Consider the following 18,713-nt stretch of genomic DNA (forward strand, 5'->3'; position numbering starts at 1 on the left):
GCGGACGGGTAGCGGCGCGCGCCGCGTCAGACGTACATCGCGATGGCCGATTGCAGCATCTCGTTGACGGTGCTGATCACCTTCGTGTTGGAGGAATAGGCCTGCTGCGTCTCGATCATCTTGGAGAACTGGTCCGAGATGCTCGCATTCGATTGCTCGACCGAGCCGCCGGTCACGGTCGCGCCGTTCAGGCCGAAGCTCGGCGCACCGGTGCTCGCGGTCGCGACGAAGGCGCCGCCGTCGACCGAGGCGAGCGTGTCCCGCGCGCCGAACTGGGCCAGGGCCAGGGTGCCGAGCGCCTGGGTGCTGCCGTCCGACAGGGTGCCGGTGAGGGCGCCGGCGGGCGAGACCGACAGGCTGGAGAGCGCGCTCGTGGCGGTGGCCGGCACCTGGACCGGCGCGCCCGTCGAGGCCCCGGCGAACAGGTAGTACCCGGCCCCGTTGACGAGGTACCCGCTGGCATCGGGCGCGAAGTCGCCGCGCCGGGTGTAGGCCAGCGCCGAGCCGAAGCTCGGCGCCGACGCGGTCCCGAGATTCTGCCGGACCACGAAGTAGCCGTCGCCGCCGATCGCGAGGTTCGTCGCGATGCCGGTCGACGCCACCGTGCCCTGGAGCCCCAGGTTCGACCGCGTATTGATCGCGACGCCGCCGGCGGGCTGCGTCCCGGCCTCGGACTGCGCCAGCATGTCGGCGAAGCTCGTATCCGTGCTCTTGAAGCCGGCCGTGGTGCTGTTGGCGATGTTCCCCGAGATGTTGTTCAGCGCGAAGGATTGGGCCGAGGTCCCGGTGATGGCGTTCGAGAGCGCATCCATCAGGCTCATCGCGGATCTCCATCAAGAACGGCCCGGTGCAACCGGGCCCGACCAGAACGTCGGCCGACCATTCCCCGGCCACCCTGATTTGAGGATTTCATCGTTAATACGCGGTGTGTAACGATTTATGTCTTGAGCTGGCATGAGCTCGCCCTGGAAGCGAAGCTCGACATCTTGGAAACATTTGGAAACGACTGAACTAGCGGCGCTCGGACACCCGCACCTGCACCGACTGCCATACGCCCGGCTTCAAGAACGAGGTCAGCCGCAAGCCGATGTTCGACGGGATCGACGTCGACCGGGTGACCAACCTCTACGGCACCGGCATGACCTGGGACTACGTGCGGCGCCTGCGCGGCCTCGTGAAGGGCAAGCTCGTGCTCCAGGGCATCGTCACGAGGGAGGACGCGAAGAGCGCGCTCGACCACGGCGTCGATGCGCTGATCGTGTCGAACCACGGCGGCCGGGCCGAGGCGAGCCTGCAATCCACGATCGGCGTGCCGCCGGAGATCGTGACGGCGGTGAACGGCCGCGTGCCCGTGCTGATCGACGGCGGCTTCCGCCGCGGCACCGACGTGCTCAAGGCCCTGGCGCTCGGCGCCACCGCCGTGTGCATCGGCCGCCCCTCCGTCTGGGGGCTGGCCGCCTTCGGCGAGCCCGGGGTCGCCGCCGTGCTCGCCATCATGCAGCGCGAGTTCGAGACGATCATGCGCCAGGTCGGCGCCACCACGACCGCCGGGATCGGCGCCGCGGCGTCGACCGGGCCTGACACGCGCCGCGCCGCCGGCCCCGTCCCTCGGGCGGCGGGGCCGGCATTTGACAATCCCGGCCGCATCATCGACACCGCCGGCCGTCTGGGCATCGACCGAACGACGAGGCCGGTTGCCGGTTCCGGAGCCGCGCATGACCGCCTTCTCGGCCCCCTCCTTCCGTTCCGCACCGCGCTCATGATCCCCAGCCAAGCCGCGCGGCGACCCGTCCCGGCCACGCGGCCCGTCCCGGCCACCGGCCCCGGCTTCGCGTTCGGCGACTTCCTCCTGAACACCGTGTCGGCGAGCCACGCGCGGGCCTGCGCCTGGCTGGTGGCGCTCTGCCTCGTCTGCTTCCTGCCCGGCCAGATCTCGCTCCAGCCGATGGACCGGGACGAGCCGCGATTCGCCCAGGCCTCGAAGCAGATGCTCGAGACCGGCGACGGCGTCGACATCCGCTTCCAGGGCGAGGCCCGGCACAAGAAGCCGGTGGGCATCTACTGGGCCCAGGCCGCTTCGGTGGCGGCCGGCGAGGCGCTCGGGGTGCCCCAGGCGCGAACCGAGATCGCGCTCTACCGCATCCCCTCGCTCGTCGGCGCGACCGCCGCCGTGCTGCTGGCCTACTGGGCGGCGCTCGCCTTCCTGCCGCGGCGCGGCGCCTTCCTCGCGGCCGCCCTGTTCGGCGCCTGCCTGATGCTCGCGGCGGAGGCGCATCTCGCCAAGACCGACGCGCTGCTGACCGCGTGCGCGATCGCGTCGCTCGGCGCGCTCGCCCGCGCCTGGCTCGGGCGATCCGGCCCCGGCCCCTCGACCGCGGGCCGGCTCGCGTTCTGGCTCGGCCTGGCGATCGGCATCCTGGTGAAGGGGCCGATGGTGCCGCTCTTCGTCGGCCTGCCGATGCTGGCCCTGTCGTGGAAGGCGCGCTCCGGCCGCTGGATCCTGGCGCTGCGGCCGTGGTCCGGCCTCGCGATCGTCGTTGCAGTCGTCGCCCCGTGGTTCCTGGCGATCGCCTGGCGCAGCGGCAGCGCCTTCTTCACCGAGGCGGTCGGCCACGACATGCTGGCCAAGGTCGGCAGCGCCAAGGAGAAGCACTGGGCGCCGCCCGGCACCTACGCGCTGGTGTTCTTCGCGACCTTCTGGCCCAGTGCCGCCTTCGCGGCTCTGGCGATCCCGTTCGCGTGGCGCCGTCGCCGGGACGATGCGGTCGCGTTCCTGGTCGCGTCGATCGTGCCGGCGTGGCTGATGTTCGAGGCCGTGCCGACCAAGCTGCCGCACTACGTCCTGCCGCTGATGCCGATGGTGGCGATCCTCACCGTGCTGGCGCTCCGGGCCGGCGCCCTCGATCCGACGCGGCGCAGCGCGCGGGCGATGGCGCTGCTGGTGCCGGCGATCCCGATCGGGCTGACGATCGGCCTCGCCGTGGTCGCGTGGCGCCTGGACCGGGTGCTGCCCGTGCTGTCGCTGCCGCTGCTCGGGGCCGCCTGCGCGCTCGCGCTGGCCGCCTGGATGGCCTATGCGCGGAACGGCGCCGAGCGGGCGATGGTGTTCGCGATCCTCTCCGCCTGCGTGCTCTCGCCCGCGGTGCTCGGGCTGGCGCAGACCGAGATCCCGGCGCTGAAGGTCTCGAACCGGCTCGCCGCGATCCGCGACGCGCTGCCGTGCCGGCCGCAGGTCGCGAGCCTCGGCTACCGCGAGCCGAGCCTGGTGTTCCTGATCGGCACCGAGCTCGCCACCCCGAACACCGGCGCCGACGCGCTGGCCTTCCTCCATGCGGGCGGCTGCCGCCTCGTCTTCGTCGAGCAGCGCTCGGCCGCCGACTTCGCCGATGCCTGGCCCGTCGGCGGCGTCGGCCCGAAGGCGGTGGGGCAGGTGTCGGGCTTCAACATCAACGCCGGCCGCCGGGTCGACCTCACCGCCTACGCGGTGACGCCCACGGCTCAGACGGTGACCCCATGAACGCGACGTCTCCCCGCCTCAGCATCGTGGTGCCGGTGAAGAACGAGGCCGGCAACATCGCGGGGCTCGTCGCCGAGATCGAAGCCGCCTGCGGGGCGCTGGCACCCTTCGAGGTGATCTACGTCGACGACGGCTCGACCGATGCGACGCCGGCCGCGCTCGACGCCGCGCGTCAGGGCCGGCCCTGGCTGCGGGTGCTGCGCCACGCCCGCAGCGGCGGGCAGTCGGCGGCGGTGCGCAGCGGGGTCGCGGCGGCCGCCGGCCCGATCGTCGCGACGCTCGACGGCGACGGCCAGAACGACCCGGCCTTCATCCCCGTCCTGGTGGCGGCGCTGGAGCAGGCGGGCGAGGGGACGGGCCTCGCCCAGGGGCAGCGCAAGGGCCGCAAGGACGGGCGCTTCAAGATGATCCAGTCCCGCATCGCCAACGGCGTGCGCGGGGGGATCCTCAACGATTCCACCCGCGACACCGGCTGCGGCCTCAAGGTCTTCCGCCGCGCGGTCTACCTGCGCCTGCCGTACTTCGACGCCCTCCACCGCTTCATGCCGGCGCTCGTGGTGCGCGAGGGCTTTGCGATCGTGCACCGCGACGTGGTCGACCGCCCGCGCTTCACCGGCGTCTCGAACTACGGGCTGTTCGACCGCCTCTGGGTCGGCCTGCTCGACTTGGCCGGCGTGTGGTGGCTGATCCGCCGCAAGCGTCCGACGCCCGCCGTCACCGAGGTCTGATTCCGATGCTGATCCAGTTGGCGCGAGACCTGCCGGACTACTTCTACGACGTGTTCGTGACGCGGTTCGACTTCTGGCTGGTCTTCGGCATCGTCGCGCAGGTGGTCTTCGGCTCGCGCTTCATCCTGCAATGGATCGCCAGCGAGCGGGCGGGACGGAGCGTGATCCCGCTGTCGTTCTGGTTCCTGTCGATCGCCGGCGGAATCATGACCCTGGTCTACGGCTTCGTGCGCCGCGAGCCGGTGATCATCATCGGCCAGGGCCTGTCGACCGGGATCTACCTGCGCAACCTCGCCCTGATCTTCCGCAACCGGCGCGGAACCGAAACCAAGGCGGGCTGAACCGGCATTCCCGCGCCCGAGCCGACCGGCCCGAGGCCGGTGCCGGACCGAGCCCTGGCGCGTCGCAGCCGGGTCCGCTCGGGGATCAGCGCCGCAGCGAAGACGGCCGCGGCAGCTGCCAAAGGTCGTCGTGGGACTCGGAGAACCGGGCGAGATGCCGATCGGCGTAGAGGCAGAGGAAACCGAGGGCGCAGGGCAGCCCGAACAGCAGAACCATCATCCACGGCATAGCGTCGACGTCTCATCTGAGAGCGGAAGCCGCGCGGCTCTCGTCGACGCGGTGCACAATGGGTAATGCATGTTAGGAACGCGTCAAGGCATCCTAGGACACGACGCCTAGTTTTGGCACCACAGCGTTAAGCGCGCGACACCGCGATGCCGCGCTTGATCCCCCGTCGCGCCCGTGCTCGTCTCGCCCCACCCACGCGCCGTTCGGAGCCCGATGCCACAGGACGATGCCCGCCACCCGCTCCCGCCGTTCCACGACGACCTCGACGCGGCCTTCGCCGAAGCGTGGCGGCTGCTGGCGGACGGGGTCGCGCAGGGACGGAGCGCGTTCCACGCCCCGAGCTTCGCGACGCTGGACCAGGCGGGCCGCCCGCGCAGCCGCACGGTGGTGCTGCGGGAGGCCGATGCCGCGACCGGCACCCTGCGCTTCCACTGCGACCGCCGCTCGGACAAGGCGGCCGAGGTCGCGGCCAACCCGGCCTGTGCGCTCCACGCCTACGACCGCGCGGTGAAGATCCAGATCCGGATCGAGGGCAGCGCGGGTCTCCACGTCGACGATGCCGCGGCGGACGCGGCCTGGGACGGCTCGCGGGCGATGAGCCGGGTCTGCTACGGCATCGCGCCCGCGCCCGGCACCGCGCTCGATGCCGGCGGCGGCTACGCGGTGCCCGACGAGGCGGCGGCGCTGACCGTCGGCCGCCCGAACTTCGCCGCCGTCCTCGTCCGCGCCGACGCCCTCGACTTCCTCTACCTCGACCACCGCGGCCATCGCCGCGCCGGCTGGCGCCGCGACGGGGAAGGGTGGCGGGGCGAATGGCGGGTGCCGTGAGGGCGCCTCAGGCCGCCGCCCGCAACCGCGCGAACCCGGCGTCGAGATCGGCCTTCAGGTCCGCGACGTCCTCGAGCCCGATGTGGAAGCGCAGGGCGGGACCGCCGGGGGCCCACTGCGTCGCCGTGCGGTAGGGCCTGCAGTCGAAGGGAATGACGAGGCTTTCGAAGCCGCCCCAGGAGAAGCCCATCCCGAACAGCTCCAGGCCGTCGAGCATCGCGGCGAGGGCGGTCTCCGAGACGGGCTCGAGGACCACGCCGAACAGGCCCGATGCGCCGGAGAAGTCGCGCTTCCAGATCGCGTGGCCGGGATCCTCGGGCAGGCCGGGATGGAGGACGCGCAGCACCTCCGGCCGCTCCTGCAGCCAGCGCGCCATCTCGAGGCCGGCGCGGCCGTGCTCGCGCAGCCGCAGGTTCATGGTGCGCAGGCCGCGGAGCGCCAGGAACAGGTCCTCGGGGCCGGCGCAGGGGGCGATCTGGTCGAAGGTCCGCCGCACCGCCGGGAAATGCGCGGCGTTGGCCGAGGTCAGGCCGAGGAGCAGGTCGGATCCGCCGCTGAGATACTTGGTCCCGGCCTCGACGGCGATGTCGACGCCGCGCGCGTGCGGCGGGAACAGCAGCGGCGTCGCCCAGGTGTTGTCCATGATCACGGTGCCGCCGCGGGCGTGGACCGCGTCGGCGATCGCCGGCACGTCCTGCATCTCGAAGCTCTGCGAGCCCGGCGCCTCGACCAGCACGGCCTTGGTGTTGTCGCGCATCAGCCCGGCGATGCCGGCGCCGACCAGCGGGTCGTAATAGGTCGTCTCGACGCCGAAGCGGGCGAGCAGCCCGTCGCAGAAGATCCGGGTCGGGCGATAGGCGGAATCGGTGACGAGCAGGTGGTCGCCGGCGGAGACCGAGGCCATCAGCGCGACGGTGAGCGCGCACAGGCCCGAGGGCGTCGCCACCGTGCCGGCAGCGCCCGCCACCTCGCTCCAGGCATCGGTCAGCGCGTCCATCGTCGGCGTGCCACTGGTGCCGTAATTGTAGCGGCCGCGCCGGTGCACGATGTCGTCGTAGGTCGGGTACAGCACGGTGGAGCCGCGATAGATCGGCGTGTTGACGAACCCGTGCTGCGCCGACGGATCGCGCCCCGCATGGACGAGGCGCGTCGCGACCCCGAACGACTCGGCGGTCTTAGACGAAGGCTTGGACATGGGCGCTTTGGCTCTCGGGCTGCGATCGGACGACGAAGCCCGGCAACCCGGCGGAGGTCAAGCGTGCGCCCGGGCCGCCCTTTCGGTCAGCCGGCGTCCGTGACGGTGGCCTCCTCGTAGGCCTGCAGCCAGGCGGTGCGCTCCTCCGAGCCCTCCGCGTAGGGGCAATCGTCGATCGGCTTGCCGTAGAGGCGGGCGTTGCGGCCCTGGATGAACGGGCTGTCGCTGGCGGTGGCCTGAGCGTTCGCTTCGGGTTTCATGGGATCTCCCTGTGAGGTGTCCCTTCGTTAACGGCCTTGGGCCATCCTCGGCTCCGTCGTCGTTCGCGTTGCCGGAACCCGTCGCTTGCGTATCCTGCGTCTCCTCGCCGCCGGCGTCTCGGCCGGCGCCTCGATCCTCGTGATCGGGTTCGTCTGCGCCGACCGGCTGGCCCACACGGTGCCGAGCCCGGTCGCCCGCATCGTCCTGCCCGAACCTTCGGCGACCGGATCGATCCCGGCGCCGGAGAAGCCGGTCGCGGCCGTGAAGCCGGCGCCGGCGAAGATCCCGAACGGGTTCGACACCGAGCGCCTGAACGCGCTGATGCGCGGCGACCCGATCCTGCCGACGAAGCGCTGACGTCGCGGGCGGGGCGGATGCCTGCTCTGCGCCGCCGGGCCTGACCGGAGCGGCCGGCGCGGGCTAGATCGCCAGGACTTCTCCGCGCCGGATGCCGGCGGACGCGATCGGGACGGACACCGTGGGCCTCGTCTACGCGCTCGGCGCCTATCTGAGTTGGGGCCTCGTCGTCCCGGTGCATTTCCGGCTGCTCTCGGGGTTCTCCCCGAGCCACATCCTGGCGGTGCGCATCCTGTGGTCGTGCCTGTTCGCGGTCGCGCTGGTGCTGCTGTGGCGCAACCGGGTGCGCACCCCGTTCCCGTTGCGGCCCCGGCACGCGCTGCTCTTCGTCTCGGCCGGGCTGATCGGCGTGAACTGGCTGCTGTACCTGCAGGCGGTGAACAGCGGCCACCTGCTCGATGCGAGCCTCGGCTACTACATCAACCCGCTGGTCAGCGTGGCGCTCGGCGCCGTGGTCCTGCGCGAGCGCCTGCGCCCGCTGCAGCGGGTCGCCGTGGGCATCGCCGCGGCCGGGGTCGCCATCGCCGTGGTGCTGGCCGGCACGTTGCCGCTGGTGGCGCTCGAGCTCGCGATGAGCTTCGCCCTCTACGGCCTGGTGCGGAAGGTGGTCGGGGTCGACCCGGCGGTCGGGTTCCTCGCCGAGACGCTGATCCTGACGCCGGCGGCCTTCGTCTGGGTGCTGCTGTCGCCCGAGCCGGCCCTGCCGCCCGATCCGCGGGACTTCGCCCTGCTGGCGCTGACGGGGGTGACGACGGCCCTGCCGCTGATCTGGTTCGCGGCGGCCGCAGACCGCCTGCGCCTCGCGACGCTCGGCCTGATGCAGTACATCGCCCCGACCTGCCTGCTGGCCTTGAGCGTCCTCGCCTATGCCGAGCACGTGGCGCCGCACGCGATCCCGATGTTCGGGCTGATCTGGCTGGCGCTGGCGCTCTACGCCTTCGACCTTCTCCGCGCCGGCCGGGCGGCGCGAGCGCATGGCGTGCCGGGCGAAACCGCCGCGCCGAACCCGGGCGCGATGCGTGTATAAGGCCGCTTCGTGCCCGGCATCCGCCGCGGGAAGCCAGTCCGAGTGTTGCGATGAGTGATCCCAGCGAGCCTGCCACGGTCACGCAGGCCGACTACGAGAACCTCGCCGAGGCGCTGCCGCAGCTCGCCTGGATCGCCACCGCGACCGGCGACATCATCTGGTACAACCGCCGCTGGTACGACTACACCGGCACGACCCTCGCGACGATGCGCGGCTGGGGCTGGCGCGACGTCCACCATCCCGACCACGTCGAGGCGGTGACGGAGCGCTTCAAGGCGGCGATCGCCGGCGGCGACGCCTGGGAGGACACATTCCCGCTGCGGGGCAAGGACGGCACCTTCCGCTGGTTCCTGTCGCAGGCGATGCCGCATCGGGACGCGGCGGGCCGGATCCTGCGCTGGTACGGCACCAACACCGACATCACCCACAAGCAGGAGGCCGAGGACCGGCTGCTGCAATCCGAGGAGCGGTTCCGGGCGCTCGTCGACGCCTCCACGGCCGTGATCTGGAACACCGATGCCGCCGGCGCCCTGCTGCCGCCGCAGCCGCGCTGGAGCGCCTATACCGGCCAGTCCGAGGAGGCCTTCCAGGGCTGGGGCTGGATCGACGCGGTCCATCCCGACGACCGGGCGCATGCCGCCGAGGTCTGGGCCGGCTGCATCGAGGCGCGCACGCCCTACGCCGTCGACTACCGCCTGCGCCGGCACGACGGGCAGTGGCGCGACATGGAGGTGCGCGGCGTGCCGGTGCTCGCCGCCGACGGCTCCTTGCGCGAATGGGTCGGCTCCAACACCGACATCACCGACCGGAAGGAGGCCGAGGCCGAGGTCGAGCGGGCGCGGCAGGCCGCGGAGGCCGCCAACCTCGCCAAGAGCCAGTTCATCGCCAACATGAGCCACGAGCTGCGCACGCCGCTCTCGGCGGTGATCGGCTACTCGGAGATGCTCGGGGAGGAGCTCGAGGATATCGGGCAGGCCGCCCTGCTGCCCGACCTGCGCAAGATCGAGGCGGCGGCCCGCCACCTGCTCTCGCTCATCAACGACGTGCTCGACATTTCCAAGATCGAGGCCGGGCGCATGACCGCCTCGGCCGAGCACTTCACCGTCGCCGACCTGATCTCGGACGTCTCCGACGCCACCGGCTCGCTCGTCGAGAAGAAGGGCAACCGCTTCGTCCTCGACCTCGCCGACGACCTCGGCGCGATGCACCAGGACCAGACCAAGATCCGCCAGTGCCTGCTCAACCTGATCGGCAACGCGGCCAAGTTCACCGAGAACGGCACGATCACCCTGAAGGTCGAGCGCCAGCGCGAGGCCGGCGCCGACTGGTTCGGCTTCTCGGTGGCCGATACCGGGATCGGGCTCACCGAGGAGCAGATCGGCCGGCTGTTCGAGCGCTTCGCCCAGGCCGATGAATCGACCACGCGGCAGTTCGGCGGCACCGGCCTCGGCCTCGCCATCACCCGCGCCTTCTGCCGCACCATGGGCGGCGACATCGGCGTGACCAGCGTGCCCGGGCAGGGCTCGACCTTCACCCTGCGGCTGCCGGCGATCCTGGCGGTCGAGGACGAGGGGCAGGTCGCGGCCGAGCTCGCCGTGCCCGCGCCGGTGCACGCGCACGAGGAGCACGACGCGGTGCTGCTCGTCGACGACGACCCGGCCGCGCGCGAGCTGCTGCAGCGCTTCCTCGAACGCGAGGGCTTCCGCGTCCGCACCGCCAACGACGGCCGGGCCGGGCTGACGCTGGCGCGGGCCTTGAAGCCGCGCGCGATCCTGCTCGACGTCGAGATGCCGCGCATGGACGGCTGGGCGGTGCTGCACGCCGTGCGCAACGACCCGGAGCTCGCCGGCATCCCGGTGATCATGACCTCGGTCGTGGCTGAGCAGGGCCTCGGCCAGGCGCTCGGCGCCACTGACTACTTCGTCAAGCCGATCGACTGGGACCGGCTCAAGGGCCTGATGGACCGCTACCGGCCGGAGGGCGTCGAGGCCCGCGTCCTCGTCGTCGACGACGACGCGGACGCCCGCGAGCGCCTGCGCCGGACGCTCGCGCGCGACGGCTGGAGCGTCGACGAGGCCGAGAACGGCCGGGCGGCGCTGGAGCATTTCGAGGCGCAGCGCCCGAACCTGATCCTGCTCGACCTGATGATGCCGGAGATGGACGGGTTCGGGTTCCTGCGCGCGCTGCGGGCGCGGCCCGACGGCGACGTGCCGGTGGTGGTGCTGACCGCCAAGGAGATCACCGACGCCGAGCGCAGGAGCCTCCAGGCCCAGGCGGACCGGGTGATCGAGAAGGGGTCCTTGAGCCTCGCCGAGATCGGCCGGCAGTTGCGCGTGCTCTACGCGCGCGAGGTCTCCGCGCCGGTGCCGAAGAGCATGCAGGGGCTCCTCGACGCGCTCGCCGCGCGGGAGCGCTAGCGCGCGGATCGGCGCACCGGCGGAACCTTCCGCTGGCCCGCCCCTTTGCACTCCCGGCACGCGCCCGTCGCGGCGGGGCCTTGGAGCGCGCCCATGAATCCCATCGTCGTCGTCGCCCTGATCTGCGCCTCGTCGGTCCAGGTCCAGGATTGCAGCCGGGACAACGCCCTCGACGTGGTGACGGGCCCGGCCCACACCCTGCAGGAATGCCTGATCCAGGGCCCGGTGCTGGCCGCCAATGCCGGCCTCGGCAACGGCAAGGACAGCTACGTGAAGACCCGCTGCGAGCCGCGCCGCTGAGGATCCCGCCCCGATGAGCGACGACGTCGATCCCGAGCGTGCGGTGATGATCCGGCTGCGGGCCCGCCTCGCGGTGGTCGAGCGTGCGGCCTGGTTCGGGATGGTCCACGCGATGCGGACCCGCCCGGCCGAGGTCGAAGCCTACATCGCCGCCGAGCGCGACAAGTGCGCGACCGGGTTCGCCGGCCCGAAATGGGCGCGCGACCTCACCGATGCCGAGCGCGCGATGCTCGGAGCGGAGGTGGATGCCGGCCTCGCGCAGTTGCTGCAGGACGCCCGCGACGAGGCCTAAGCCCGCCGCCCTACGCGCCCGATCCGAACCGGTCGCGCCAAGCCGGCGGAAGGCCGTGCGTTCCGGGCAAGGACGCCGCCGCGTACACCCCGATCGCGACGGCACGGGCCAGCACCTGGGCCGCCATGTCGCCGAGGCGCGCCAGGTCGCCGATCGGGTCCGCCGGCGCCACCGCCCCCGTCGCGACGGAGAACACCACGTCGCCGTCGAGGGGCGTGTGCACCGGCTGGATCGCCCGCGCGAGGCCGACCTGCGCCGCCACCGCGAGGCGCCGGCACTGCGCCTTGGTCAGCGCCGCGTCGGTGGCGACCACCGCCAGCGTCGTCGCGGCGCCGGGCAGGCCGCGGACGGGAAAGGCGAGGGCGTCGTCCGGCATCGCGCCGGGCCAGCCGAGGCCGCCGAACTCCGCCGCCCGCTCGAACGGCGCCGCCCAGAAATGCGGGCCGTCGCCGACCGTCACCCGGCCGAAGGCGTTGACCGCCGCGAGCGCGCCGACCCGGAAGCCGGTGCCCGGAACGTCGGCCGAGGCCGAGCCGATCCCGCCCTTCAGGTTGGCCGTGCGCGCGCCGGTGCCAGCCCCGACCGAGCCGAGCGCCACGTCCTCCGAGGCCATTTGGGCCGCCAGGAACCCGAGCTCGCGATAGGGCGGATAGCGCCCCCACGCCTTGTCGCCGCCGTTGAGCAGGTCGAACAGGATCGCGCCGGGCACGATCGGCACCCGCATCCCGCCGACGGGAAAGCCGCGCCCGTTCTCGGCGAGCCACGCCACGACCCCCGCGGCGGCGTCCAGCCCGAAGGCCGAGCCGCCCGACAGCACCAGCGCGTCGATGCCCTCGACGGTGCGCTCGGGGTCGAGCAAATCGGTCTCGCGGGTGCCCGGCCCGCCGCCGCGGACGTCCACCGCCGCCGTGACCGGCCGGTCGAACACCAGCGCGGTGACGCCGCTGGCGACCCGTGCGTCCGCGGCGTGGCCGACCCGGATGCCAGCGATGTCGGTGATGGCGTTCCGCATGGATGGCAGCATGCCACGATCGCGCGCGGGCCGCACGGCTTGAGCGGCGATGCGGGCGGGTGCAGGATCGCGACGATGCCCCAGGACGTCGTCATCCGCCCCGTCGCCCGCGCCGACCACGCGCAGTGGCTCCCGCTCTGGGAGGGCTACAACCTGTTCTACGAGCGCGTCGGCCCGGCGGCGATCCCGCCCGCGGTGACGCAGGCGAACTGGGAGCGGTTCTTCGACGCCTACGAGCCGATGCACGCGCTGGTGGCCGAACGCGAGGGCCGGCTGATCGGCCTGACGCACTACCTCTACCACCGCACCACCACGGCCACCGCGCCGTTCTGCTACCTGCAGGACCTTTTCACGACGGCCGACGCCCGCGGGCGGGGCGTCGGCCGCGCGCTGATCGAGGCCGTCTACGTTGCGGCGCGCCGCGCCGGCTCGCCGCGGGTCTACTGGCAGACGCACGAGACCAACGCGACGGCGATGCGGCTCTACGATCAGGTCGGCGACCGCTCGGGCTTCGTGGTCTACCGCAAGCCGCTCTGAGCCCGTCGTCCACCGCGACCCCGCGCCTGTGGACGCGCGGCGCGCCGGACGCATCGCGAAGGGTGCTCGCGTGTTAACGGGAGGCTCGGGATTTCCCGCGGCGTGCAACCGGAGCGACGATGGCGTTCGGCATCGAGATGGGGCTCGGGCTCGACGGGCAGGGCATCGGCCAGCCGGCCCGCCTCGACCTGGAGGAGCTGCTCGCGACGCGCCTGCTCGTCCAGGGCAATTCCGGCTCGGGCAAGTCGCACCTGCTGCGCCGCCTGCTGGAGCAGAGCGCCGGCCACGTGCAGCAGGTGGTGATCGACCCCGAGGGCGACTTCGTCACCCTTGCCGAGGCGCACGGCCACCTCGTGGTGGACGGAAGCCACGGGGAGGGCGACCTGCAGGCGATCGCCGCGCGGGTGCGCGGGCACCGCGTCTCGGTGGTGCTCGACCTCGAGAGCCTCGACATGGAGGCGCAGATGCGCGCCGCCGCCGCCTTCCTCGGCGGGCTGTTCGAGGCCGAGCGGGCGCATTGGTATCCCTGCCTCGTCGTGGTCGACGAGGCGCAGATCTTCGCGCCGGCCGCCGCCGGCGACGTCTCCGACGAGGCCCGCAAGATCGCGCTCGGTGCGATGACCAACCTGATGTGCCGCGGGCGCAAGCGGGGCTTGGCCGGCATCATCGCGACGCAGCGGCTGGCCAAGCTCGCCAAGAACGTCGCGGCCGAGGCCACCAACTTCCTGATGGGGCGCACCTTCCTCGACATCGACATGGCGCGGGCCGCCGACCTGCTCGGCCTCGACCGGCGTGGCGCGGAGCGCTTCCGCGACCTGGCGCGGGGCGAGTTCGTGGCGCTCGGGCCGGCGCTGAGCCGCCGTCCGCTCGCCCTCCGCATCGGTCCGGTCACCACCTCGTCGCGCGCGGCCTCGCCGACCCTGATCCCGCTGCCGCAGGCGGCGGACGCGGACCTGCGCGCCCAGATCCTGGCGCCGGCCGAAGCCGGCTTCGCCTACCCGACGCGGGCGTCGCGGGCGCCGGCGACGCCGCGCGTCAGCCCCGCCGACCTGATGCGGGAGCTCGCCGCCCACCGTCCGGAGCCGGCCGCCGCCCCGCCCGTGCTCGACGAGGCCGAGAACCGGGCCGGCTGCGAGGCGATCCTGCGCGGGCTGGTCGCCGAGCCCGAGGCCGGGCGCCAATCCGTCGCCGTGGTCTACCAGGACTTCCTGGTCCGCTGCCGGATGCGCGGCCTCGACGGCGAGCGCGTCGGGCTCCAGGCCTTCCGCCGGTCCCTGAGCGTGGCACGGGCCGGGATCGATGCGGCGCCCGCCGCGACCGACGGGGACGAACGCTGGACCCAGGCGCAGGGGGCCGCCGCCGGGATGCCGGAGGAGGTCCAGGGCCTGTTCCTGCTGCTGGCGCGGGCGGCGCTCGCGGGCGAGCCCTGTCCCGGCGATGCTGCGCTGGCCCGGGCCATCGGCAGCCGCTCGCCCGGCCGCGCCCGGCGCCTGCTCGGCTACATGGAAAGCCGCAACGCCATCGTCTGCCGCGTGGACTTCTCGAAGAACCGCATCATCGCCCTGCCGGCGCTCGGCTGCGAGACCGCACCGGGCGACCCAAAGGCGGACGTCGCCGAGCCGGCGGCGGCGGACGCCCCCGATCCCGGGGCTAGCTGGGGGCTGTTCGCGGCGGAGTGAGGGTTTTGCCGCGAACGCGAGACGCTTGGGGTCAGCCTGCGCTGAGCCGCATCAGCTCCGCGATCAGGGTCCTCGACGACTCCGCGACGCTCAGCCCGTCGGTGACCAAGGTCATGTCGGGGTCGAGCGGCGCCTCGTAGGGCGCCGAGATCCCCGTGAAGTTCGGGATCGTGCCGGCCCGCGCCCTGTCGTACAGGCCCTTCGGGTCGCGCGCCTCGCACACCGCCAGCGAGGTGTCGATGAAGACCTCCAGGAACGGGATGTCGCCCGCGATCTGCCGCGCCGTCGCGCGCTCGGCGCGGAACGGCGAGATCAGCGACACGATCACCACCAGTCCCGCCTCCGCCATCAGGCGCGCGGTCTCGGCCGCCCGCCGGATGTTCTCGGCGCGATCGGCCGCGGTGAACCCGAGGTCGCGGTTGAGGCCGTGGCGCAGGTTGTCGCCGTCGAGCACCATGGCGTGCCGCCCCGCCTCGGTGAGCGAGCGGTCGACGGAGTTGGCGATGCTCGACTTGCCCGCCCCCGACAGCCCGGTGAACCAGGCGATGGCCGGGCGCTGGCTCAGGCTGCGCCAGCGCGTCTCGCGGGGCTGAAGGGTCTGCCAGGTCAGGTTGTCGGCGCGGTGCGACGGGTCGGGCAACGGCACAATCCTCGGGCCAGCTCTCGCATCCCCCCGCCCCCTCGGGGATCCGCTCGCGCGATGCCTAGCCGGAACCGCGTCGGAACGGAACCCGTCGATCACGCTCGCGTGAACGACGGCTCCGCCACCGGGGCGGCCTTGGGGATCGCCCTCGGCCGACCCTCGTCGTCGATCGCGACGAAGGTGAAGGTCGCCGACGTCACCTTCTCGCGCACCTGCGTCCGGAAGCGCCGCGCCCAGGCCTCGACCTCGATCTTCATCGAGGTGCGCCCGACATGCCCGATCCGGGTGTAGACGCAGAGCACGTCGCCGATCCGCACCGGGCGGATGAAGGTCATGGCGTCCAGGGCCACGGTGACCACGCGGCCCTCGGCCCGGTCGACCCCGGCGATGCCGCCGGCCTGGTCCATCTGCGACAACACCCAGCCGCCGAAGATGTCGCCGTTGGCGTTGGTGTCGGCCGGCATCGCGATGGTGCGCACCGTCAGATCGCCCTGCGGTTCCTCGGCGCTGTCCCGGTCCATGCGGTCCTGTTCCTTGGCGCGAAGCGCACCGACGCTCTCGGGGCGCGGCGCCGATTATGCGCGAACGCCGCGATGTCGAAAGGGGTCAGGGCATCAGGCCGGCGAGTTTCAGGCCGGCCGCCAGGAAGACGGCGGCGGCGCAGACCAGGCATTCGAGCGGGATCGATTGCCAGAGGTCGCGCGCGACCACCTCGCGCGTCGCGATATCGTCCATGGGGCGTTCCTCCCGGGCGGACCGATCTGATGCCGGCCGTCCCGAACGCGAGACCCTACACCGGATCGCACGCGAACGCAGCCCGTTTGCCCAAGTCATGAAAAAACCCGACGGCCCCAAGGGCCGCCGGGTTCAGACTTCGACGCAGGCTCGCCGTGCGATCAGTAGAAGAACCGACGACGCGGGCCGTAGAAGCGGCGGCCGTAATACGGACGACGGTAGAACGGACGCGGGCCGTAGAAGCGGCGGCCGTAATACGGGCGGCGGTAGAACGGACGCGGCCCGAACCGGCGGCGGTAGAAGTACTGGGCCTTCTCGGCGACCGCGGGGGCGGCTTCCGTCTGCAGGGCGAGGCCGGGGCCGACCGGAGCGGCGGACGCGCCCTGCGGGGCGGCGGCCGCGAAGCCCAGGACGAGCAGGGCGGCCAGCAGGAATTTCCTCATCGCGGATCTCAACTCTTTCGTGGATGGGAGACGTACGAGCGGGGCTTGAGCCCGAGCCGTCGAAACGCACGAACCGCGAAAAGCGTTTCGTCGCGAAAGCCGACTTTCGGTTGTGATCAGGCGATCTGCGTCGTCATGTCGACGACCTTCGCGGTCTCGCTCTGACGGACCAGCGCGATGCCGTGCTCGCAATCCTCGCGGCGAACGTAGCCCTCGCCCGAATCGGCGACGACGTTGCCGTTCTGCGCCCGCAGGCGCCAGCGCCAATGGCCCGGCGCATCGCGGTAGATCTCGAATCGCATCGGGGCTGCTCCTGTCTCGATGCCGTCGAGATGGGGCGCGGGACGACCGCCGGCAATGCTCCCGCGCCAGCGGCAGGACACCGGATACGAAAAAGCAGAAGGCCGCCCCGGGTATCCGGGGCGGCCTTCTCGATCAGGTCAGGAAGCGAGCTGGCTCAGGAGTGCGGGCTGCGGTCGAGCCAGCCGATGGCACGACCCTCGCCGCCGCCGTTGCCGCCGCCGCCGCTGCGCGGACGGTTGTTGGCGGGCTGGCGCGGACGATCGCCGGCGGCGCGCTCGGGGCGCGGGCCGTTGCTCGGGCGCTCGCCCTGCGGGCGGGCGTTGCGGGTGTCGGGCTGGCGGGCGCCGTCGGGACGACCCGGGCCGCGGCCGGCCTCGGCGGTGCGGTTGCCGCCGCCGAACGGGCGGCCCTGGCCGGGACGACCGCCGGGCGCCTGGCCCGGCCGGCCACCGGGACGCTGGCCCGGACGGCCGCCGCCGGGGCGCTGGCCGCGGGTGTCGGGACGGCGCTCCTCGGCCTGGGCGATCTCGGCCGCCTCCTGGCGCGAAGGCGGGGTGAAGCCCTCGGGGAAGGGGGCGACGGGAATGCGCTGGCGGGTGATGCGCTCGATGTCGCGCAGGTACGCCTTCTCCTCGTCGTTGCAGAACGAGATCGCGAGCCCGTCCGCGCCGGCGCGCGCGGTGCGGCCGATGCGGTGGACGTAGCTCTCGGGCACGTTCGGCAGGTCGAAGTTGACGACGTGGCTCACCGCCTCGACGTCGATGCCGCGCGCGGCGATGTCGGTCGCCACCAGCACGCGGCACTGCCCGTCCTTGAAGGCGGCCAGCGCGCGCTCGCGCTGCGGCTGGGACTTGTTGCCGTGGATGGCGGAGGCCGCGGTGCCGACCTTCTCGAGGCCGCGCACGACGCGGTCGGCGCCGTGCTTGGTCCGGGTGAAGACCAGCACGCGCTCGATCTTCGGATCGCGCAGGATGTGGGCGAGCAGCGCCTGCTTGGCGCCGGTATGGGCGAAGATCACCTGCTGCTCGACGCGCTCGGCGGTGGTGGCCACCGGCGTGACGGCGACTTGGACCGGATCGCGCAGGTACTGGTCGGCGAGGCCGGCGATGTTCTTCGGCATGGTCGCCGAGAAGAACAGGCTCTGGCGCTTGGCCGGCAGCATCTTCACGATGCGCTTGAGCGCATGGATGAAGCCGAGGTCGAGCATCTGGTCGGCCTCGTCGAGGACGAGGATCTCGACGCCTTCCAGCGTCAGCGAGCGGCGGTCGACGAGGTCGATCAGCCGGCCCGGGGTGGCGACGAGGATGTCGACGCCCGGCGCCAGCGCCCGCTCCTGGCGGCCGATGGTGACGCCGCCGAACACGACGGTGTTGGTCAGCGGCAGGTGCCGGCCGTAATCGGAGAAGCTCTCAGCGATCTGGTTGGCGAGCTCGCGGGTCGGCGAGAGCACCAGCACCCGGCAGCCGCGACGCGGCGCATGGCGCTTCTCGAGGCTCAGGCGGTGCAGGATCGGCAGGGCGAAGGCGGCGGTCTTGCCGGTACCGGTCTGGGCGATGCCGCAGAGGTCGCGGCCTTCCATCGCCGGGCGGATCGCCTGCGACTGGATCGGGGTGGGGGTGTGGTAGCCGGCCTCTTCTAGCGCCTTCAGCACGGGCTGGGCGAGGCCGAAATCGGTGAACTGGGTCAAGGTGTTACTTCTCAGGCAGCCGGATCGCGAGCGCGGGCCCGGCTCGTGTCGAGCGGCGCCGCCAAGTACGGAGAGAGGTGCGATCCGTAGAGCAGGAGGCTGCCCGCGTGATGGGGCGGCCCGGGTGCATGCACGTTATGAAGAGAGGGGCCAGACATTCGGAGAGGCGCGATCCGCGCCGT

General features: G+C 72.5%; 21 protein-coding genes and 1 pseudogene. 12 read left to right on the forward strand and 10 right to left on the reverse strand.

What is annotated here, in order from left to right:
* Positions 1-26: 26 nt before the first annotated feature.
* Entirely contained in the window at positions 27-821 is a 795-nt protein-coding gene (locus MKK68_RS17635) for a flagellar hook basal-body protein (RefSeq protein ID WP_244031958.1), read from the reverse strand.
* A gap of 266 nt (positions 822-1,087) precedes the next feature.
* On the opposite strand from MKK68_RS17635, the pseudogene MKK68_RS17640 reads away from it, so the two are divergent.
* From MKK68_RS17640 to MKK68_RS17660, 5 genes and pseudogenes are all read left to right on the forward strand, one after another.
* A pseudogene (locus tag MKK68_RS17640) lies at positions 1,088-1,549 on the forward strand (alpha-hydroxy-acid oxidizing protein); the annotation flags it as partial.
* 210 nt (positions 1,550-1,759) lie between these two features.
* Entirely contained in the window at positions 1,760-3,517 is a 1,758-nt protein-coding gene (locus MKK68_RS17645; protein ID WP_409567260.1) for an ArnT family glycosyltransferase, read from the forward strand.
* Positions 3,514-4,245, forward strand: coding sequence for a glycosyltransferase family 2 protein (locus MKK68_RS17650; protein WP_244031960.1), 732 nt, complete (start codon positions 3,514-3,516; stop codon positions 4,243-4,245). Before MKK68_RS17645 ends, MKK68_RS17650 begins: the two co-directional genes overlap by 4 nt.
* 5 nt (positions 4,246-4,250) lie before the next feature.
* A complete protein-coding gene (locus MKK68_RS17655; protein WP_244031962.1) occupies positions 4,251-4,586 on the forward strand; it encodes a lipid-A-disaccharide synthase N-terminal domain-containing protein in 336 nt (111 codons plus the stop codon).
* Between the two features lie 442 nt (positions 4,587-5,028).
* On the forward strand, positions 5,029-5,643 hold the full coding sequence (locus MKK68_RS17660) for a pyridoxamine 5'-phosphate oxidase family protein (protein ID WP_244031969.1): 615 nt from the start codon (positions 5,029-5,031) through the stop codon (positions 5,641-5,643).
* 7 nt (positions 5,644-5,650) lie between these two features.
* Here the strand turns inward: MKK68_RS17660 and metC are convergent, their stop codons facing one another.
* The gene (metC, locus tag MKK68_RS17665) at positions 5,651-6,838 is read right to left on the reverse strand and encodes a cystathionine beta-lyase (protein ID WP_147727721.1); all 1,188 of its coding nucleotides are present in this window, start codon (positions 6,836-6,838) and stop codon (positions 5,651-5,653) included.
* 86 nt (positions 6,839-6,924) lie between these two features.
* Complete coding sequence (locus MKK68_RS17670; RefSeq protein WP_187273697.1) at positions 6,925-7,098, reverse strand: Rmf/CrpP family protein; 174 nt, start codon at positions 7,096-7,098, stop codon at positions 6,925-6,927.
* Between the two features lie 85 nt (positions 7,099-7,183).
* Between MKK68_RS17670 and MKK68_RS17675 the strand changes: the two genes are divergently transcribed.
* From MKK68_RS17675 to MKK68_RS17695, 5 genes are all read left to right on the forward strand, one after another.
* Entirely contained in the window at positions 7,184-7,456 is a 273-nt protein-coding gene (locus tag MKK68_RS17675; protein ID WP_147727722.1) for a hypothetical protein, read from the forward strand.
* A gap of 121 nt (positions 7,457-7,577) precedes the next feature.
* Complete coding sequence (gene rarD, locus MKK68_RS17680) at positions 7,578-8,483, forward strand: EamA family transporter RarD (protein WP_244031977.1); 906 nt, start codon at positions 7,578-7,580, stop codon at positions 8,481-8,483.
* Between the two features lie 50 nt (positions 8,484-8,533).
* The gene (locus tag MKK68_RS17685; RefSeq protein ID WP_244031979.1) at positions 8,534-10,900 is read left to right on the forward strand and encodes a response regulator; all 2,367 of its coding nucleotides are present in this window, start codon (positions 8,534-8,536) and stop codon (positions 10,898-10,900) included.
* A gap of 93 nt (positions 10,901-10,993) precedes the next feature.
* The gene (locus MKK68_RS17690) at positions 10,994-11,200 is read left to right on the forward strand and encodes a hypothetical protein (RefSeq protein WP_147727724.1); all 207 of its coding nucleotides are present in this window, start codon (positions 10,994-10,996) and stop codon (positions 11,198-11,200) included.
* A gap of 13 nt (positions 11,201-11,213) precedes the next feature.
* Positions 11,214-11,492 carry a hypothetical protein gene (locus MKK68_RS17695; protein ID WP_243934846.1) on the forward strand — a complete coding sequence of 93 codons (279 nt, stop codon included), beginning with the start codon at positions 11,214-11,216 and terminating at the stop codon, positions 11,490-11,492.
* Positions 11,493-11,502: 10 nt separating this feature from the next.
* Here the strand turns inward: MKK68_RS17695 and MKK68_RS17700 are convergent, their stop codons facing one another.
* Positions 11,503-12,504, reverse strand: a complete 1,002-nt coding sequence (locus MKK68_RS17700) for a P1 family peptidase (RefSeq protein WP_243988120.1) — start codon at positions 12,502-12,504, stop codon at positions 11,503-11,505.
* Between the two features lie 75 nt (positions 12,505-12,579).
* Between MKK68_RS17700 and MKK68_RS17705 the strand changes: the two genes are divergently transcribed.
* Both MKK68_RS17705 and MKK68_RS17710 read left to right on the forward strand, forming a co-directional pair.
* Positions 12,580-13,041, forward strand: coding sequence for a GNAT family N-acetyltransferase (locus MKK68_RS17705; protein WP_147844176.1), 462 nt, complete (start codon positions 12,580-12,582; stop codon positions 13,039-13,041).
* A gap of 119 nt (positions 13,042-13,160) precedes the next feature.
* Positions 13,161-14,720, forward strand: coding sequence for an ATP-binding protein (locus MKK68_RS17710; RefSeq protein ID WP_243934842.1), 1,560 nt, complete (start codon positions 13,161-13,163; stop codon positions 14,718-14,720).
* Positions 14,721-14,751: 31 nt separating this feature from the next.
* On the opposite strand, the gene cysC is transcribed toward MKK68_RS17710, so the two are convergent.
* The 6 genes from cysC to MKK68_RS17735 form a co-directional block, all read right to left on the reverse strand.
* Complete coding sequence (gene cysC / locus MKK68_RS17715) at positions 14,752-15,360, reverse strand: adenylyl-sulfate kinase (protein ID WP_244031987.1); 609 nt, start codon at positions 15,358-15,360, stop codon at positions 14,752-14,754.
* A 98-nt stretch (positions 15,361-15,458) separates the two neighbouring features.
* Positions 15,459-15,884, reverse strand: coding sequence for an acyl-CoA thioesterase (locus MKK68_RS17720; protein ID WP_243934840.1), 426 nt, complete (start codon positions 15,882-15,884; stop codon positions 15,459-15,461).
* Positions 15,885-15,969: 85 nt separating this feature from the next.
* A complete protein-coding gene (locus MKK68_RS29540) occupies positions 15,970-16,098 on the reverse strand; it encodes a hypothetical protein (RefSeq protein ID WP_279593315.1) in 129 nt (42 codons plus the stop codon).
* 161 nt (positions 16,099-16,259) lie between these two features.
* Positions 16,260-16,541, reverse strand: coding sequence for a hypothetical protein (locus MKK68_RS17725; protein ID WP_147729335.1), 282 nt, complete (start codon positions 16,539-16,541; stop codon positions 16,260-16,262).
* Positions 16,542-16,657: 116 nt separating this feature from the next.
* A complete protein-coding gene (locus MKK68_RS17730; protein ID WP_243934839.1) occupies positions 16,658-16,843 on the reverse strand; it encodes a YegP family protein in 186 nt (61 codons plus the stop codon).
* A gap of 155 nt (positions 16,844-16,998) precedes the next feature.
* The gene (locus MKK68_RS17735; protein WP_244031989.1) at positions 16,999-18,531 is read right to left on the reverse strand and encodes a DEAD/DEAH box helicase; all 1,533 of its coding nucleotides are present in this window, start codon (positions 18,529-18,531) and stop codon (positions 16,999-17,001) included.
* Between the last annotated feature and the right edge of the window lie 182 nt (positions 18,532-18,713).

It is taken from the genome of Methylobacterium sp. E-016, assembly GCF_022829745.1.
Lineage (GTDB): Bacteria > Pseudomonadota > Alphaproteobacteria > Rhizobiales > Beijerinckiaceae > Methylobacterium.

Excerpts from the sequence above, each read along its gene's own strand:
- MKK68_RS17635 (WP_244031958.1), bottom strand. The coding sequence starts at position 821 with ATGAGCCTGATGGATGCGCTCTCGAACGCCATCACCGGGACCTCGGCC.
- MKK68_RS17725 (WP_147729335.1), bottom strand. The coding sequence starts at position 16,541 with ATGAGGAAATTCCTGCTGGCCGCCCTGCTCGTCCTGGGCTTCGCGGCC.
- MKK68_RS17730 (WP_243934839.1), bottom strand. The coding sequence starts at position 16,843 with ATGCGATTCGAGATCTACCGCGATGCGCCGGGCCATTGGCGCTGGCGC.
- MKK68_RS17695 (WP_243934846.1), top strand. The coding sequence starts at position 11,214 with ATGAGCGACGACGTCGATCCCGAGCGTGCGGTGATGATCCGGCTGCGG.
- MKK68_RS17685 (WP_244031979.1), top strand. The coding sequence starts at position 8,534 with ATGAGTGATCCCAGCGAGCCTGCCACGGTCACGCAGGCCGACTACGAG.
- MKK68_RS17720 (WP_243934840.1), bottom strand. The coding sequence starts at position 15,884 with ATGGACCGGGACAGCGCCGAGGAACCGCAGGGCGATCTGACGGTGCGC.
- metC (WP_147727721.1), bottom strand. The coding sequence starts at position 6,838 with ATGTCCAAGCCTTCGTCTAAGACCGCCGAGTCGTTCGGGGTCGCGACG.
- MKK68_RS29540 (WP_279593315.1), bottom strand. The coding sequence starts at position 16,098 with ATGGACGATATCGCGACGCGCGAGGTGGTCGCGCGCGACCTCTGGCAA.
- MKK68_RS17705 (WP_147844176.1), top strand. The coding sequence starts at position 12,580 with ATGCCCCAGGACGTCGTCATCCGCCCCGTCGCCCGCGCCGACCACGCG.
- MKK68_RS17670 (WP_187273697.1), bottom strand. The coding sequence starts at position 7,098 with ATGAAACCCGAAGCGAACGCTCAGGCCACCGCCAGCGACAGCCCGTTC.
- MKK68_RS17645 (WP_409567260.1), top strand. The coding sequence starts at position 1,760 with ATGATCCCCAGCCAAGCCGCGCGGCGACCCGTCCCGGCCACGCGGCCC.
- MKK68_RS17655 (WP_244031962.1), top strand. The coding sequence starts at position 4,251 with ATGCTGATCCAGTTGGCGCGAGACCTGCCGGACTACTTCTACGACGTG.
- MKK68_RS17650 (WP_244031960.1), top strand. The coding sequence starts at position 3,514 with ATGAACGCGACGTCTCCCCGCCTCAGCATCGTGGTGCCGGTGAAGAAC.
- MKK68_RS17660 (WP_244031969.1), top strand. The coding sequence starts at position 5,029 with ATGCCACAGGACGATGCCCGCCACCCGCTCCCGCCGTTCCACGACGAC.
- MKK68_RS17710 (WP_243934842.1), top strand. The coding sequence starts at position 13,161 with ATGGCGTTCGGCATCGAGATGGGGCTCGGGCTCGACGGGCAGGGCATC.
- MKK68_RS17690 (WP_147727724.1), top strand. The coding sequence starts at position 10,994 with ATGAATCCCATCGTCGTCGTCGCCCTGATCTGCGCCTCGTCGGTCCAG.
- MKK68_RS17700 (WP_243988120.1), bottom strand. The coding sequence starts at position 12,504 with ATGCGGAACGCCATCACCGACATCGCTGGCATCCGGGTCGGCCACGCC.